Annotated in this window: 16 protein-coding genes; 12 read left to right on the top strand and 4 right to left on the bottom strand. The window is 63.6% G+C overall.

Features of this window, described 5'->3' with window-relative positions:
• The 6 genes from AWR36_RS10975 to AWR36_RS16225 all read left to right on the top strand — a co-directional run bounded on the left by AWR36_RS10975 (nt 1) and on the right by AWR36_RS16225 (nt 2629).
• Nucleotides 1-789, top strand: coding sequence for a CPBP family intramembrane glutamic endopeptidase (locus tag AWR36_RS10975; RefSeq protein ID WP_067084729.1), 789 nt, complete (start codon nt 1-3; stop codon nt 787-789).
• Nucleotides 790-876: 87 nt separating this feature from the next.
• Nucleotides 877-1263: a thiol-disulfide oxidoreductase DCC family protein gene (locus AWR36_RS10970; protein WP_067104650.1), complete on the top strand. Its 387-nt coding sequence runs from the start codon at nt 877-879 to the stop codon at nt 1261-1263.
• Nucleotides 1264-1271: 8 nt separating this feature from the next.
• Nucleotides 1272-1916 carry a flavin reductase family protein gene (locus tag AWR36_RS10965; protein WP_067084724.1) on the top strand — a complete coding sequence of 215 codons (645 nt, stop codon included), beginning with the start codon at nt 1272-1274 and terminating at the stop codon, nt 1914-1916.
• A 127-nt stretch (nt 1917-2043) separates the two neighbouring features.
• Nucleotides 2044-2277 carry a hypothetical protein gene (locus AWR36_RS10960; protein ID WP_141398524.1) on the top strand — a complete coding sequence of 78 codons (234 nt, stop codon included), beginning with the start codon at nt 2044-2046 and terminating at the stop codon, nt 2275-2277.
• 23 nt (nt 2278-2300) lie between these two features.
• Entirely contained in the window at nt 2301-2480 is a 180-nt protein-coding gene (locus AWR36_RS10955) for a hypothetical protein (RefSeq protein WP_067084720.1), read from the top strand.
• Between the two features lie 2 nt (nt 2481-2482).
• Entirely contained in the window at nt 2483-2629 is a 147-nt protein-coding gene (locus tag AWR36_RS16225) for a hypothetical protein (protein ID WP_156417398.1), read from the top strand.
• Between the two features lie 4 nt (nt 2630-2633).
• Here the strand turns inward: AWR36_RS16225 and AWR36_RS10950 are convergent, their stop codons facing one another.
• Together AWR36_RS10950 and znuC are read right to left on the bottom strand one after the other, a co-directional pair.
• On the bottom strand, nt 2634-3440 hold the full coding sequence (locus tag AWR36_RS10950) for an iron chelate uptake ABC transporter family permease subunit (RefSeq protein WP_067084718.1): 807 nt from the start codon (nt 3438-3440) through the stop codon (nt 2634-2636).
• Entirely contained in the window at nt 3433-4236 is an 804-nt protein-coding gene (znuC, locus tag AWR36_RS10945) for a zinc ABC transporter ATP-binding protein ZnuC (protein WP_067084713.1), read from the bottom strand. Before znuC ends, AWR36_RS10950 begins: the two co-directional genes overlap by 8 nt.
• Nucleotides 4237-4370: 134 nt before the next feature.
• Here znuC and AWR36_RS10940 point away from each other — a divergent pair, with 134 nt between their 5' ends.
• Nucleotides 4371-5249, top strand: a complete 879-nt coding sequence (locus tag AWR36_RS10940; protein ID WP_082679551.1) for a metal ABC transporter substrate-binding protein — start codon at nt 4371-4373, stop codon at nt 5247-5249.
• A gap of 57 nt (nt 5250-5306) precedes the next feature.
• Here AWR36_RS10940 and AWR36_RS10935 read toward each other — a convergent pair whose 3' ends face one another.
• The gene (locus AWR36_RS10935) at nt 5307-5678 is read right to left on the bottom strand and encodes a hypothetical protein (protein WP_067084711.1); all 372 of its coding nucleotides are present in this window, start codon (nt 5676-5678) and stop codon (nt 5307-5309) included.
• Nucleotides 5679-5897: 219 nt separating this feature from the next.
• On the opposite strand from AWR36_RS10935, the gene polA reads away from it, so the two are divergent.
• Nucleotides 5898-8627: a DNA polymerase I gene (polA, locus tag AWR36_RS10930; RefSeq protein ID WP_067084709.1), complete on the top strand. Its 2730-nt coding sequence runs from the start codon at nt 5898-5900 to the stop codon at nt 8625-8627.
• 227 nt (nt 8628-8854) lie between these two features.
• On the opposite strand, the gene AWR36_RS10925 is transcribed toward polA, so the two are convergent.
• A complete protein-coding gene (locus AWR36_RS10925; protein WP_067084706.1) occupies nt 8855-9886 on the bottom strand; it encodes a hypothetical protein in 1032 nt (343 codons plus the stop codon).
• A gap of 78 nt (nt 9887-9964) precedes the next feature.
• On the opposite strand from AWR36_RS10925, the gene AWR36_RS16370 reads away from it, so the two are divergent.
• The 4 genes from AWR36_RS16370 to AWR36_RS10905 are packed head-to-tail and all read left to right on the top strand — an operon-like array spanning nt 9965 to nt 14077.
• A complete protein-coding gene (locus AWR36_RS16370; protein WP_067084704.1) occupies nt 9965-10624 on the top strand; it encodes a phosphoribosyltransferase in 660 nt (219 codons plus the stop codon).
• Nucleotides 10617-11288, top strand: coding sequence for a dienelactone hydrolase family protein (locus tag AWR36_RS16365; protein ID WP_067084702.1), 672 nt, complete (start codon nt 10617-10619; stop codon nt 11286-11288). The genes AWR36_RS16370 and AWR36_RS16365 overlap by 8 nt, the downstream gene beginning before the upstream one ends.
• Nucleotides 11254-12264 (top strand): ribose-phosphate diphosphokinase, encoded by a 1011-nt coding sequence (locus AWR36_RS10910; RefSeq protein WP_231745304.1) that lies wholly within the window; start codon nt 11254-11256, stop codon nt 12262-12264. Before AWR36_RS16365 ends, AWR36_RS10910 begins: the two co-directional genes overlap by 35 nt.
• Before the next feature lies 1 nt (nt 12265).
• Entirely contained in the window at nt 12266-14077 is a 1812-nt protein-coding gene (locus AWR36_RS10905; RefSeq protein ID WP_067084698.1) for an adenosylcobalamin-dependent ribonucleoside-diphosphate reductase, read from the top strand.
• The last annotated feature ends 33 nt before the right edge of the window (nt 14078-14110 follow it).

The following is a 14110-nucleotide window of genomic DNA, read 5'->3' as shown; positions in this document are numbered from 1 at the left end:
ATGGAAGGGGTCTACCAGGGCCCGGAGCAATCCGCCCGGAAACATCTCGATAGACGCCGGATATTTACTACCGTTCTGCTGCTGTCGCTGTGCGCCTTCCCCTTCGGCTGGACTGGCCTTGCGGCACCACTGGTCTGGCTCACGCTGCACGCCATTGAAATCACCAGCGGCTGGCGCAGGGCGCTGGCATTTATTGCGGCAGCGGCTGTTATGCTCACTGCTGCGCTCGGGCTACTGCCCGGCAGCGAGCGCATTGCACTGTTGACGCCCTACACCGATGCCAGTGGCAACTTTATCGCGTCGGGGGTAAACCCCGGTAAAGCCGCGATCGCCACAGGTGTCCTCGCCTTTATGTTGCGTCGTGGCAACTGGCGGCGAGCGACGGAAATCCCTCTGCTGCTGCTCGCCATCGCGGTGCCATCGTTGTGCGGGCTCATTGTGTTCGGTGCTTCGCCAAAATTTGCCGGCACGATCATGGCCGCACTGGCGATCAATTTCCTGGTAATCGCGATCAGCGAGGAGGCTTTTTTTCGCCTGATCGTTCAGCGCGGTGGCGAGATGCTGTTGCCTGCCGTGCGATGGCTGGTTGCGGTGCTGGTGACTGCGCTTTTTACTTTTCTGCACACCGGCTGGGCTGCCTCTGCACAAGCACTGGCGATCGTCGCGCTGGCAGGCTTCGCCTATGCACTGCTATGGCTGCGCACCCGCAACTTCTGGGCCTGCGTGCTTGCGCACGGGGGCGTCAATGGTATGCACATGTTGCTCCTGCCCTATCCGCTGCCGGGCTGAGCGTCTCCGGCCTGACCTGAACCGTTCCGCACTACAATCCGTATAGCGCACTGATCAAATGATGGAAGCGGGGGCTGTAGTCAATCGATGTTCACAATGTTCTACGATGGTCGTTGCCCCCTTTGCATGAAGGAAATTGCCCACCTGCGCCGCTGGAATACAGCCGGCCGCGTGCGTTTTATCGATATCCACAGTGAGACCTGCCGTCGGGAATTCCCCCAGCTGGATCCCGCTGAGGCCATGGAAACCCTGCACGGCGAGATGCCCGACGGGCGCATGATTACCGGTTTTGAGGTGACGGTGGAGGCCTGGGAGCGTGTGGGAAAGGGGCACTGGGTGCGCTGGTTGCGCTGGCCGGGCGTGCGTCGGCTGAGTCCCCACCTCTATCGGCTGTTTGCCCGCCACCGCCACCGCCTTGCACAGGTGCTCACCGGCCGGCAGCGCTGTGAGTCAGATGATTGCCGCAATGGATAGGAGGTGGTGTGGATAACTGCAGACAGTGGAATGCCGCGGACCTGGATGACCTTGAGCAGCGTTATCGGGCGAACCTGGTCAACAGCCTGTCCGGGTTCAAGAGTGCCAACCTGATTGGCACGGTCGATACCCGCGGTGTGGACAATGTCGCCATCGTCAGTTCCGTGGTCCACCTGGGAGCGAATCCCCCGCTGATTGCCTTTATCAACCGCCCCGACTCTGTAGAGCGGCATACACTGGACAATCTGGCCGCAACCGGATGGTTCACGGTCAACCAGGTCAATGTGGACTGCTGGGAGCGGGCCCACCAGACGTCTGCACGCTATCCGCGCGAGGCCTCAGAGTTCGAAGAGGTTGGTCTCACCCCCGAGTTCAGTTCCGGCTGCCCCGCGCCCTACGTGGCAGAAAGCCGCTTGCGGTTTGCCTGTCAGGTCGTGGAGCGCCAGCGCCTCGCCGTGAACGGCACGGTCATGGTGATCGGACGCATCGTCGAGCTGCAGATTGCCGACGGAGCGGTGGGTGAGGATGGTTATGTGGATATCGAGGCGCTTGGGACTGTTGCGGTGAGCGGCCTCGACAGCTACCACCGCACCACGCGACTGGGCCGCCTGAGTTACGCCAAGCCGGACCAGCCTCCGCGCCGCATCGATTGACGGCCAGAAAGAGGGCTACAGCGCCAACCGCGCCTGGTCGGTGATCGGCAACCGCCCTGTTCCCGTAGCGATCAACTACTGTGTTAGCAAACCGGTGCCCTCGGGTGCCGAGAGGAACCTCGCTACCGTGAAAAACCTGTTCGACAGATTCGCCCGCTCACGCCGGGCGCGGCGCACCGTCGGCTGGGTGGGTGTCGCGCTGGTGGTTCCTTTCGCTGTGTGGCTTCCGCTGGCAGCCACGCAACTCGTGCCGTCGATGGTGGAGGTCTTTGGTGTGCCGGGACTGAGGATACCCGCCTCGGTGGTGATCAGCGGGCTGTTGATCGCGGCCATCGGGTTCTGGGACTACGACAACTACTGAGTTTTTCACCGCGGGGAACATATATGTTCAAACTTTCGGATCTGTTTATCCTGCTGGCCGTGGGGGTTTCCTTCATCCTGTCGGGCTATTTGTGGTTCAACGGCTACAAGGAGCAGGGAATTTTCACCGCCCTGTGGGTACCCAGCATCCTGTGCTTCGGGATCTACTTCAAGGTGTCAGCGCTTCTGGCAAGGAGGAAGTAACCATGTCTGAGGCCATGTTACTGTCCATCGCCATCGGCGTGTTTATCATGCTGCTGGTGGGGATCGCGCTGACCATCTATGAGTTCCACAAGGCTGGTGAGGAGCCGGCGGAGGAGATCCGCAAGAAGTCCGACAAACCGGGCCGCTGACCATTCAGCTATGCTGCGGGCGAGCCTGGGTGCAGAGAAACAGCACGGCGGCGGCCAATACGATGGAGGGCCCGGCCGGGGTATCCCACAGCACCGACGCGAGCAGCCCCAGCAGGACAGACAGTCCGCCGATCAGCGCCGCCAGCAGAGCCATGCGCTCCGGGGTGTGGGAAAGGCGCCGCGCACTGGCTGCGGGAATAATCAGCAGTGCGGTTATCAGCAGTATGCCCACCACTTTCATGGCGATGGCGATCAGTAGCGCCAGCATCAGCATCAGCGCCAGCCGCACCCGCTCCACCGGTACGCCTTCCACGGCCGCTAGCTCCTCGTTGAGCGTGAAGGCCAGCAGCGGCTCCCACAGATAAAACAGCAGCCCGGCGATCAGTGCGCCAGCTGCTGCCATCAGCACCAGGTCCTCCGGGCTTACCGCCAGCAGATCACCGAGCAATAGCGACAGCAGGTCGACGTTGATGTCGAAGAGGCTCACGGTCACGATACCCAGTGCCAGCATCGAATGGGACAGGATGCCCAGCAGGGTATCTACGGAGAACTTCTGCCGGCGCTGCAGGTAGACCAGCAACACGGCGAGCGCACAGCAGGTGGCGCCGACCGCCAGAGTCGGCTGCAGGTGGAGCAAAAACCCGAGGGTGACACCCAGCAGTGCAGAGTGCGCCAGGGTATCGCCAAAATAGGCCATACGCCGCCAGACGGCAAAGCAGCCCAGCGGGCCGCCGACAGCGGCGACGATCAGGCCCGCTGCCAGGGCGAGCCACAGAAACTGGCTGCCAAGCACTGCAACGAGTTCACTCATGGCCCGGTTCCCTCCGGCTGTGGTCGTGATTGCAGCGGCTGTGATCCTCGAGCACGTCACCGCTCAGGTCATGGGCATGGTTGTGCTGGTGGGAGTAGGGCGCCAGTTTGTCGCCAAACAATTCCAGGTAGGCGGGGTCCCGGCTTACCTGTTCCGGATGGCCGTGACAGCAAATGTGCTGGTTGATACACAACACCTGATCGGTCGCCGCCATCACCATATGCAGGTCGTGGGATACCAGTAAGACACCGCAGCCGAGCTCATCGCGCAGCGCCGCGATCAGCTGGTACACCTCCCCCTGGCCGCTGACATCCACCCCCTGGGTGGGCTCGTCCAGCACCATCAGCTCCGGCTTGCGGGATGCCGCACGGGCCAGCAGCACGCGCTGCATTTCACCGCCGGAGAGGTCTGCCAGGCTCGCATTGCGGAGTTTTTGCGCTCGCACGCGCGCCAGCGCGGTATCCGCCTCGGCACGGGTGATTCCCGGCTGCCCGAGCTGCAGGAAGCGCGCTACAGACATGGGCATGGAGGCGTCCACTTGCATACGCTGCGGCATATAGCCCAGGCGCAGGCCCGGTCGGCGATGGATGCTGCCGGCCGTGGGCCGGCTGAGGCCCAACAGCAGCCGCAACAGCGTGGTCTTGCCGGCGCCGTTGGGTCCGATCACCGTGACGATTTGACGGGCCCGCAGCTCCAGCGAGATATCGTGCAGGAGTGTGCGCCCGCCGATCTCGAGGCTCAGGTTTTTGGCGGTAACGAGCGGTGCGTCGGTAACTGGGGGTTCGGAATGGCTCAGGGGTGGCTCCGCAATCTGCGTGGCGATGGAAAACGGTGGCTGGGACCAGGCTCCGCCCGCACCGGTCTGGCGGGTGAAAGCCGGCTGTGATTATATCGCACTTTTTTCGCCGACCCTTGCCCGACCGGAGTCCAATGATCCCCATCAAGCACTTGAGCGCCCTGTTTAGCATCCTCGCCGTTCTTGCCGTCTCTGCCTGCTCAACCCGGGAGCCCCCCGGTGACGGACCTTTAGTGGTCAGTGTGCGCCCGCTGGCCCTGATTGCTGCGGAGATTGCCGGGCCGGAGCAGGAAATTCGCGAACTGATCCAGAGTGGCGATCCCCATCACTATGCGCCATCGGTTTCCGATCGCGCCGCGCTGGATCGCGCCGCGCTGGTTGTATGGCTGGGCCCGAAACTGGAAACCATGCTGGCAAAACAGCTGTCGCAGGTGCCCGCAGAGCACCAGCTGGCTTTGCTGGAACAGGGGGGCTTCGAGATGGATGGCGCCGCAGCGGATGATCCGCACTTGTGGCTGCGTCCCCGCAATGCGGCCATCATCGGCGCACAGGTGGCGGCGCGGTTGTCACAGTTGCGCCCGCAGCAGGCGGACGAATACCGCCGCCGGGCGCGGGATTTCTCCCGTGAGATGGCCAACCTGCAGAAGGTCCTGGATCGTGCCCTGTGGGCCTATCGGGATGTGCCTATCGTCGTCACCCACGATGCCTACGGACATTTCTTTGGCAACGCCGGCGTCGTCACCCGGCCGCTCGGCGGTACCGGTGGGGAGAACCGCCATGGTGCCCGCACGCTGCTGGAGTTGGGAGATATCGAAGACGGTTGTCTGTTTGGCGAGGCGCCGGCAAACGATCGCGACCGGCAGCTGGCGGAAAACCTGGGGTTGCGCTACGTGGCCCTGGATCCCCTTGGCCGTGCGCTGCCGCCGGAAGCCGGCTATGCAGACCTGGTCGAGGCCCTGCTGGCCGATGCCCGCCAGTGCCTGAGCCTGGTCCCCGATCAGGCGGGGGGCTAGAGGCCGGGCCTGATCGGCATAAATGGGCAGCAGTGACAGAAGGGCCCCGGATCGGTCTCAGGAGGCCCCCTCTTGTTCCTCGCGCTCCTGCTGCTCATTGCTGCGGGCGGCCTCGCGCTCCAGGCGCAGTTGCTCGGCCTCTGCCCGAGCCCGCTCTTCCCGAAGAAGCAGCTGGCCCACCTGGCCCTTCTGCCGCAGCAGCAGTGACTGGATCTGCTCCTGTTTGCCGGCATTGAGCAGGCGGTTGGCCATGGCTTGAACGAGTTCCGCTCTGTTGCGCTGTTCAGCATCGCGATCGATGGAACCCTCCACTTCCAGGTACTCCATCGGCCCGGGCGCGTTTTGCTGCTCGCCGATGGCATCCCCGAACGCCGGCAGCGCGGTGCCGAGCCCCAGCACCAGGGCACAGGAAATCAACTTGGTTTTCATGGGTACATCCCTCTCCGACTTCTGCTTGCGGCGGCACTCACTGGGCCTGCACGCAATCACCTCTCACTCACTAACAGCCTAGAAGTGCTGCCGGAGATTGCCGCTGAGAGTGCGGTGACTGCCCCGGATCTGTCGCCGGAGCGAGCGAAAAAATCCGATCGCGGTTATCCTGTCGCGCAAACCAAGAACCCATGAAGTCATTCCAGTTTCCGGATAGTTATGAGTAAAAAAGCGTCCAGCGCCGCGCCGCTGATCCTGGTGGACGGATCCTCCTATCTCTACCGCGCCTTCCACGCCCTGCCACCGCTGGCCACCAGCGACGGCAGGCCCACCGGTGCGGTGCGCGGCGTTATCAGCATGCTGCGTCGCCATTTGAGGGAGCATCCGGACAGCACCGTCGCCGTCGTATTCGACGCCAAAGGCAAGACATTCCGCGACGAGCTGTTCGAGGATTACAAATCCCACCGGCCGCCGATGCCGGATGATCTGCGCGAGCAGATACAGCCGATTCACGACATCATCGACGCCATGGGTCTGCCGCGCCTGGTGATCGACGGCGTCGAGGCCGACGATGTGATCGGTACCCTCGCCCTGGAGGCACAAAAGCAGGGGCAGCAGGTGATCATCTCCACCGGCGACAAGGATATGGCCCAGCTGGTGCGCCCCGGCATCACCCTGGTCAACACCATGTCCAACACCGAAATGGATACCGATGGCGTGCGCGAGAAATTCGGCGTGGGCCCGGAACTGATCATCGATTTCCTCGCCCTGATGGGTGACAAGTCCGACAACATCCCCGGGGTACCCGGGGTTGGTGAGAAGACCGCCCTGGCGCTGCTGCAGAACCTGGGCAGCCTGAAAGATATCTACAGCGACCTGGACGCCATTGCGCCCCTGGGCTTCCGCGGCAGCAAGACGCTGGCCAAGAAGATGGAGGAACACCGCGAGGCGGCGGAGCTGTCCTACCTGCTGGCCACCATCAAGACCGATGTGGACATGCCCTATCAGCCAGCGGACCTGCACAACGGTGAGCCCGACCGGGAAAAACTGATCGAGCTGTTCGGGTCGATGGAATTCCGCAGCTGGCTGGACGAGTTGAGTGATGGCGGGGATGCCGCCGAGGCGATGCAGGAAGCGGTGGAGCGGGAGTACGAGATCGTCACCGAGCAGAAAGTCTTTGACGCCTGGCTGGAAAAACTGAGGGCGGCGGATATTTTCGCCTTCGATACCGAAACCACCAGCCTCAACTACATGCAGGCAAAACTGGTGGGGGTGTCCTTTGCCATTGAGCCGGGCAAGGCGGCCTACGTACCCCTGGCCCACGACTATATGGGTGCACCTGAACAGCTGCCATTCGATGAAACCCTGGTGGCCCTGAAGACGCTGCTGGAGGACCCGGCGCAGAAGAAAGTAGGGCAGAACCTCAAGTACGACAGCCACATCCTGGCCAACTATGACATCCAGCTGCGCGGCATCGCCCGGGACACCATGCTGGAATCCTATGTGCTCGACAGCACCGCCAGCCGCCACGATATGGACAGTCTGGCCCTCAAGTACCTGGGTGAGAAGACAGTGCACTACGAGGATATTGCCGGCAAGGGCGCCAAGCAGCTCACCTTCAACCAGATCGAACTGGACAAGGCCGGCCCTTACGCCGCCGAGGATGCGGATATCACCCTGCGTCTGCACGAGGAGCTCAGCGGCCGGCTGGCAAAAATCCCGTCACTGGAAAAGGTCCTCGACGAGATCGAGATGCCCCTGTTACCCGTGCTGGCACGGATCGAGCGCAATGGCGCCTATCTGGACGCCAACATGCTGGCAACGCAGAGCGCCGAGCTGGAGCAGAAGATGCACGAGGTGCAGCAGAAGGCGTTCGAGGAGGCGGGTGAAGAGTTCAACCTGGGCTCCACCAAGCAGCTGGGCCATATCCTGTTCGAAAAGCTCGAGATCCCGGTGATCAAGAAGACTCCGAAGGGTGCCCCCTCCACTGCGGAGGCGGTGCTGCAGGAGCTGGCCCACGATCATGCCCTGCCGGCCCTGATCATGGAGTACCGCGGGCTGGCCAAACTGAAGAACACCTATACCGACAAGCTGCCGAAAATGATCGATCCGGGCACCGGTCGCGTGCACACCTCCTATCACCAGGCGGTGGCGGCCACCGGGCGCCTGTCTTCCAGTGATCCGAACCTGCAGAATATTCCGATTCGCAGCCCGGAGGGGCGCCGCATCCGCCAGGCGTTCGTGGCGCCGGAGGGGCGGGTGATCATCGCCGCGGACTACTCGCAGATCGAGTTGCGCATCATGGCGCACCTGTCCGGTGACAGCGGCCTGGTGGACGCCTTCGCCCACGGTGCCGACATTCACCGCGCCACCGCGTCAGAGGTATTCGAGGTACCCGCGGACGAGGTCTCCGACGAGCAGCGCCGCCGTGCCAAGGCGATCAACTTCGGTCTGATCTACGGGATGTCTGCTTTCGGCCTCGCGCGGCAGCTGGGCATTCCCCGCGCCGATGCGCAGACCTATATCGACCGCTACTTCGAGCGCTATCCCGGCGTGCTGCGCTATATGGAGAACACCCGCAAGCAGGCCGCCGACGAGGGCTATGTGGAGACCCTGTTCGGTCGCCGGCTCTACCTGCCGGAGATCAAATCCCGCAATGGCGCCATGCGCCAGGCCGCCGAGCGCACCGCCATCAACGCACCCATGCAGGGCACTGCCGCCGACATCATCAAGCGGGCAATGATCGAAGTGGACGCGTGGCTCACTGGGGAAAAGCTGCAGACCAAACTGATCATGCAGGTGCACGATGAACTGGTACTGGAAGTGCCGGAAGGTGAGGTGGCAAAAATCCGCGAGGGATTGATCGGGCGCATGCAGGGTGCTGCCGAGCTGGATGTGCCGCTGATCGTGGACGTTGGCCAGGGGGCCAGCTGGGACGAGGCCCACTGAGGCCACTCGCTCTCCTTGTCCATGGGCGGATTCAACTGGTGAAGAATCCGCCGCCAGTTTTGACACTTTTTAACAGTTTTGCGGGAACCGCCGACGAAAGGCGCGCTCTAAACAGGCAAGATCGTTGGAATGCGTCATCATCCCCCAAGGAAGTCAGATGTTACCCCGGAGCTCCCCCAAGTCCGGGGTTTTTTTTGTCCGCGATTTGCCCGCCCCGGTGGCGGGTGTCACAGCCTGTTTGCATAGTCGCTGGCCGCTGCCAGATACCGATCGGTTTTCTGCCGCCACTTTTCCGGTTCAGCGATATCGCCGTCGAGCAGGTGGGCGCCAGCCAGCTGTCCCCGCAATAGCGCGCGATAGGCGCGGTAAAAGCAGGAAAGCTTTTCCGGCGGCTCATCGTCGCATTCCCTCCCGTAGATCGTCAGAATAAATTCCGACAGATCTGCCCGCCCCAGCATCTCGCATTCCAGCGCCAGGTATCCCGCCTCGTCCACTGGGTCCACACAGCGCAGGTCGCGGTCGAACTCCAGGCAGTCGATGATCTGCGGCGGGGTGGTGAGGAAGCAGTGTTCCGGACGCAGGTCGCCGTGCCCCTCGAGAATGCGGCCGCCCTCGGCCCGCCGGGCGAATAGGTCGGTATTGCTGTCGACAAACTGGAGCAAGCCCGACGCCAGTGGATTGACCATCCGCGGATCCAGTTCCAGTCCCGGCAGTAACAGCTGGCGCCAGAGGGCGCCGATTTGACGGCGCAGGTGGGCCAGATACTGCTCACCGGTCATCTGCAGCGGCTCACTGTGGCGGTAGAAATCGCAAAGGCGCCGTAACAGGGGGGTGAGTTCAGTTTCCGTAACCGTGTCGATCCGTTTTACCAGGCAATCCCTATCGGGCAGACGCCGCATCTTCACCAGCCACTCCACCACCAGGCCGCCTTCACCATCCAATACCAGGGCACCGCCGGGCTGCATGCGCAGCGCGGTCAGCTCCAGGTAGACATCATCGGTGAGGCGCCGATTCAGGCGCAGTTCCTCGCTGCAGACGCCGTAACGCTTGTCCAGGCTGCTGAAATCCAGATAACTGCTGCGCACCGGCTTCTTCATTTTGTAGGCGTGGTCATCGGTGAGGAATACCCGGGCCATGTGGGTCTCCACCAAGGTCACCTGGCCGGTGGTGCCGCCGTAACTGGCGGGATCGAGCAGGAAGCGGGTCTTTTCTTCCAGGTCCGGCTGATTCGAAGGGGTCGGGCTCAGGGTCACGGTCATGGCGCAGTTTCCGGGCAATTCCGTTTGCTAGTCTAGTTTTATCCTTAGCAAAGCAACGCCGCGGGGTCGTCCGCCGTGATGGAGCCCTTTACCGATCGGACTGAAGCTGGCCGCCGACTGGCGCAGACACTCACGGACCTGGCTGGACGAGCGGATGTCATTTTACTGGCGCTGCCCCGCGGCGGTGTGCCGGTGGGCCTGGAGCTGGCTCGAGCCCTGCGGGTGCCGCTGGACCTGATGCTGGTGCGCAAACTGGGTGTGCCGGGCCACGAAGAACTGGCCATGGGGGCCGTGACCGCCAGGGCCCGGGTACTCAACGACAGTGTTCTGGCGAGTTGCGGCATCTCCGAGGCCGCCCTGGAGGAGGAGACCCGCGCCGAACAACAGGAGCTGCAGCGCCGCTCACGTCGCTACCGGGGTGACAGGCCGCCGCCTGCATTAGCCGGCAAGACCGTGGTGCTGGTGGATGACGGCATCGCTACCGGCGCCACCATGGAGGCGGCGGCGAGGGCCGTCAGGGCCGAAAAGCCGGCTGAACTGATCCTCGCGGTGCCGGTCGCGCCGCCGGATGCGTTGCAGCGCTTCACTCCCCTGGTCGATCGCATGGAGTGCCTGCTGGCCCCGCAGGCCTTCTGGGCGATCGGTGCCTGGTACCGGGATTTTTCTCAGCTGACCGATGAAGAGGTCCTCGAACAGATGCAGGAAGCGGAGCGGATTTCGGGGCACAGTGATGAGTAGTGAAGTACCCAACGACGGATGTGAGGAACGCGAAGTCATCGTCGATGCCGAGGGTGAGCCCCTGGGTGGTTTTCTCACCCTGCCCGAGGGCAGCTACACGCTGATTCTGTTTGCCCATGGCAGCGGCAGCAGCCGCTTCAGCCCCCGCAACAGGGCCGTCGCCGCGGCTCTGAACCGGGCCGGCTTCGGTACCCTGCTGTTTGACCTGCTGACCGCCGAGGAAAACCGTATCGACGAGCAGACCCGGGAGTTCCGTTTCGACATCCCACTGCTGGCCAAACGGCTGACCGGCGCCCTGGACTGGGCGCACCTGCAGCCGGACCTGTCCCAGCGTCACTACGGCCTGTTCGGCTCCAGCACCGGCGCCGCTGCGGCGCTAATCGCCGCTGCCCTGCGGCCAACCCTGGTGCGAGCGGTGGTATCCCGCGGGGGGCGTCCGGATTTGGCCGGCCAGGCATTGCCGCGGGTTCAGGCGCCGACCCTGCTCATTGTCGGCGGCGAGGATCACCAGGTGATTGAACTGAACCGGCAAGCCGCCGCCGCCATGGCGCAACCACCGGAACTGAAGCTGGTGGAGGGTGCCACCCATCTGTTCGAGGAGCCTGGCACACTGGACCAGGTGGTGCACCATGCCATCGATTGGTTCGATACCCACCTCAGCTGAAATGACCGCAAGCCCCCTGAAGATCTTCAGCCTCGATGCCGGCGCGCCCCTGGCGGACGCGGTGGCCGGGGAGCTGGGTATCGAAAGATCCGCGCATGAGGAGCGGGACTTTGCAGACGGCGAACACAAGCTGCGTCCGCTCGACGATGTGGAGGCTGCCGATGTGTATGTGGTGCAGTCCCTCTATGGTGCCGCCGGCAGCAGCGTGGATGACAAGCTGATCCGGCTGCTGTTCTTTATCGCCACCCTGCGGGACGTGGGTGCCCACCGCGTGACCGCGGTGGTGCCCTACCTCTGTTACGGACGCAAGGACCGCCGCACCAAACTCCGCGATCCGCTCTCAAGCCGCTACCTGGCGAGCCTGTTCGAGGCGATGGGAGCGGACGCCGTGGTGACACTGGACGCCCATAACCAGGCCGCGTTTGAAAATGCGTTCCGCTGCCGAACCCTGCACCTGCTGGCACAGCCGCTGCTGCTGGATTTCGCCGCGAATCGCTTGCGCGATGAAACGCGTCCGCTGGTAGTCGCCTCTCCGGATGTTGGTGGCGTCAAGCGGGCCGAGGCGCTGCGGACTGCCATGGGCGAGCGGCTCGGCCGGGAGATCGGGCGCGCGTTCGTGGAAAAATACCGCAGTGGCGGACAGCTGAGCGGTGGCACATTGGTGGGGGACGTGCGGGATGCCGCCGTGCTGGTGGTCGATGACCTGATCTCCGGGGGAGGCACCATCGAGCGCGCTGTCACGGCCCTGCGGGATGCGGGCGCGGCGAAGATTCTGGTGACCGCCAGTCACGGCCAGTTTAGCGGCGATGCCCGCGAGCGCCTCAGCCCGCTCTCCATTGATGCGATCGCGGTGACGGATTCACTGCCTCAGCCCGCGCCCGCGGGCCAGATTGCGGTGCTCTCCAGTGCGCCATTGCTGGCGGAGGCCATTCGCCGCCTGCACGGTGGCGGTCCGGCTTGCGAGTTGAGTCTCTGAGATGGCCCGGTTTGAAGCCGAAATCTCCCACTATATCTGGGAGACCAAGTATCGCAGGAGCGACGGTCCGGACCCGCCGGAGCAATCGGTGGAAGACAGCTGGCGCCGGGTGGCGGCAGCGCTGGCCAGTGTCGAGAGGCGGGACCGGGCCCTTTGGGCCGAGCGCTTCACCGAAAACCTGACCGATTTTCGCTTTCTGCCCGGTGGCAGAATCCTCGCCGGTGCCGGTACCCATCGCCGGGTCACGCTGTTCAACTGCTTTGTGATGGGCACCATCGCCGATGATATGGCGGCGATCTTCGATCGGCTAAAGGAGAGTGCGCTCACCATGCAGGCAGGTGGGGGTATCGGCTGCGACTTCTCCACATTGCGGCCGGCGGGTTGCGTCGCGCGGGACTGCGCCACCATCGCCTCGGGGCCGGTGTCCTTCATGCGCATCTGGGACAGCATGTGCGCCACGCTGTTATCCACAGGCAGTCGCCGGGGCGCGATGATGGCCACCCTGCGCTGCGACCACCCGGATATTGAGGCTTTTGTGGAGGCCAAGCGGGACCCGCAGGAGCTACGCCATTTCAATCTCTCCGTGTTAGTGAGCGATGACTTCATGCGAGCGGTGGCCGACGATGCACTGTGGCCACTGTGCTTTCCCGACCGGGCACTGGCACCGGAGCAAGGAATCGAGCGACTGGAATATCGCTGCAGCGGTGCCGCCACCGCCAAGCCCTGTCGGGTTTTCCGTCGCATCCGCGCCCGGGAACTGTGGCACAAGATCATGCGTGCGACCTACGACTGCGCCGAGCCCGGCGTGCTGTTCGTCGACCATATCAACCGCGCCAACAACCTGGCCTACCGGGAGCAGATTTCCGCCACCAATCCCTGCGGCGAGATACCGCTGCCACCCTTCGGTGCCTGCAACCTGGGATCGGTCAACCTGCTGCAGTTCGTGCGGGCGCCACTGACACCGCAGGCAACACTGGATTGGGACGGGATTGCGGAGTGTGCTGCCCTGGGCGTGCGCATGCTGGACAACGTCATCGATCTGTCCCGTTATCCGCTGCCGGAGCTGGAGCGACAGGCGAAAGGCAGTCGCCGGCTGGGGCTCGGCATTACCGGGCTCGCGGACGCCCTGATCGCACTGGGTTTGCACTACGACAGCGAGGAGGCCCGCGAGCTGGCGGTTCGGGTCATGACGTTACTGCGGGACACCGCCTATCGCACTTCCATCGCGCTCGCCCATGAGAAAGGCAGTTTTCCCCAGCTGGACCCGACCGCCTTCCTGCAAGGGGCATACGCTCAGACGCTGCCGGAAGATATTCGCGCGGAGATCGCCCGGCAGGGATTGCGCAACAGCCACCTGCTGGCGATCGCCCCCACCGGCACCATCAGCCTGCTGGCCAACGGCATATCCAGCGGTGTGGAGCCGGTGTTTGCTTTTCACCATCGGCGCCGGGTCGTGAACGAGCAGGGGGGGTGGCGCACCTTTGAAATTGAGGATCCGATTCACCGCCTGTGGCGTGAACGGGGGGGACAAGCATCAGCCGGGGCGCTGCCCGCGGCGTTCGTCGCCGCCACAGAGATCGCTCCCCGGGGCCATCTGCGCATGGAGGCGGCACTGCAGCCGCTGGTGGACAATGCCATCTCCAAGACGGTCAACGTGCCGGAGGAGCTGCCGTTTGAGGACTTCGAGGGCCTTTACCGGGAGGCCCATGCACTGGGACTGAAGGGCTGCACCACTTTTCGTCCCAACCCGGTCACCGCAGCGGTACTGACGCCGACTTCAGGCTGTTGCGACCTGGATCGGGAGGGTGAATAGGGCGGGGTTAACGCTTCTTTACGCAAGGTGGGG

Origin of the sequence: Microbulbifer flavimaris, assembly GCF_001641755.2 — a bacterium.
Lineage (GTDB): Bacteria > Pseudomonadota > Gammaproteobacteria > Pseudomonadales > Cellvibrionaceae > Microbulbifer > Microbulbifer flavimaris.
This window is presented reverse-complemented; position numbering and strand designations above follow the sequence as displayed.

Excerpts from the sequence above, each read along its gene's own strand:
- AWR36_RS10950 (WP_067084718.1), bottom strand. The coding sequence starts at position 3,440 with ATGAGTGAACTCGTTGCAGTGCTTGGCAGCCAGTTTCTGTGGCTCGCC.
- AWR36_RS16225 (WP_156417398.1), top strand. The coding sequence starts at position 2,483 with ATGTCTGAGGCCATGTTACTGTCCATCGCCATCGGCGTGTTTATCATG.
- AWR36_RS16365 (WP_067084702.1), top strand. The coding sequence starts at position 10,617 with ATGAGTAGTGAAGTACCCAACGACGGATGTGAGGAACGCGAAGTCATC.
- AWR36_RS16370 (WP_067084704.1), top strand. The coding sequence starts at position 9,965 with ATGGAGCCCTTTACCGATCGGACTGAAGCTGGCCGCCGACTGGCGCAG.
- AWR36_RS10940 (WP_082679551.1), top strand. The coding sequence starts at position 4,371 with ATGATCCCCATCAAGCACTTGAGCGCCCTGTTTAGCATCCTCGCCGTT.
- AWR36_RS10910 (WP_231745304.1), top strand. The coding sequence starts at position 11,254 with ATGCCATCGATTGGTTCGATACCCACCTCAGCTGAAATGACCGCAAGC.
- AWR36_RS10975 (WP_067084729.1), top strand. The coding sequence starts at position 1 with ATGGAAGGGGTCTACCAGGGCCCGGAGCAATCCGCCCGGAAACATCTC.
- AWR36_RS10935 (WP_067084711.1), bottom strand. The coding sequence starts at position 5,678 with ATGAAAACCAAGTTGATTTCCTGTGCCCTGGTGCTGGGGCTCGGCACC.
- polA (WP_067084709.1), top strand. The coding sequence starts at position 5,898 with ATGAGTAAAAAAGCGTCCAGCGCCGCGCCGCTGATCCTGGTGGACGGA.
- AWR36_RS10925 (WP_067084706.1), bottom strand. The coding sequence starts at position 9,886 with ATGACCGTGACCCTGAGCCCGACCCCTTCGAATCAGCCGGACCTGGAA.
- AWR36_RS10905 (WP_067084698.1), top strand. The coding sequence starts at position 12,266 with ATGGCCCGGTTTGAAGCCGAAATCTCCCACTATATCTGGGAGACCAAG.
- AWR36_RS10955 (WP_067084720.1), top strand. The coding sequence starts at position 2,301 with ATGTTCAAACTTTCGGATCTGTTTATCCTGCTGGCCGTGGGGGTTTCC.
- AWR36_RS10970 (WP_067104650.1), top strand. The coding sequence starts at position 877 with ATGTTCACAATGTTCTACGATGGTCGTTGCCCCCTTTGCATGAAGGAA.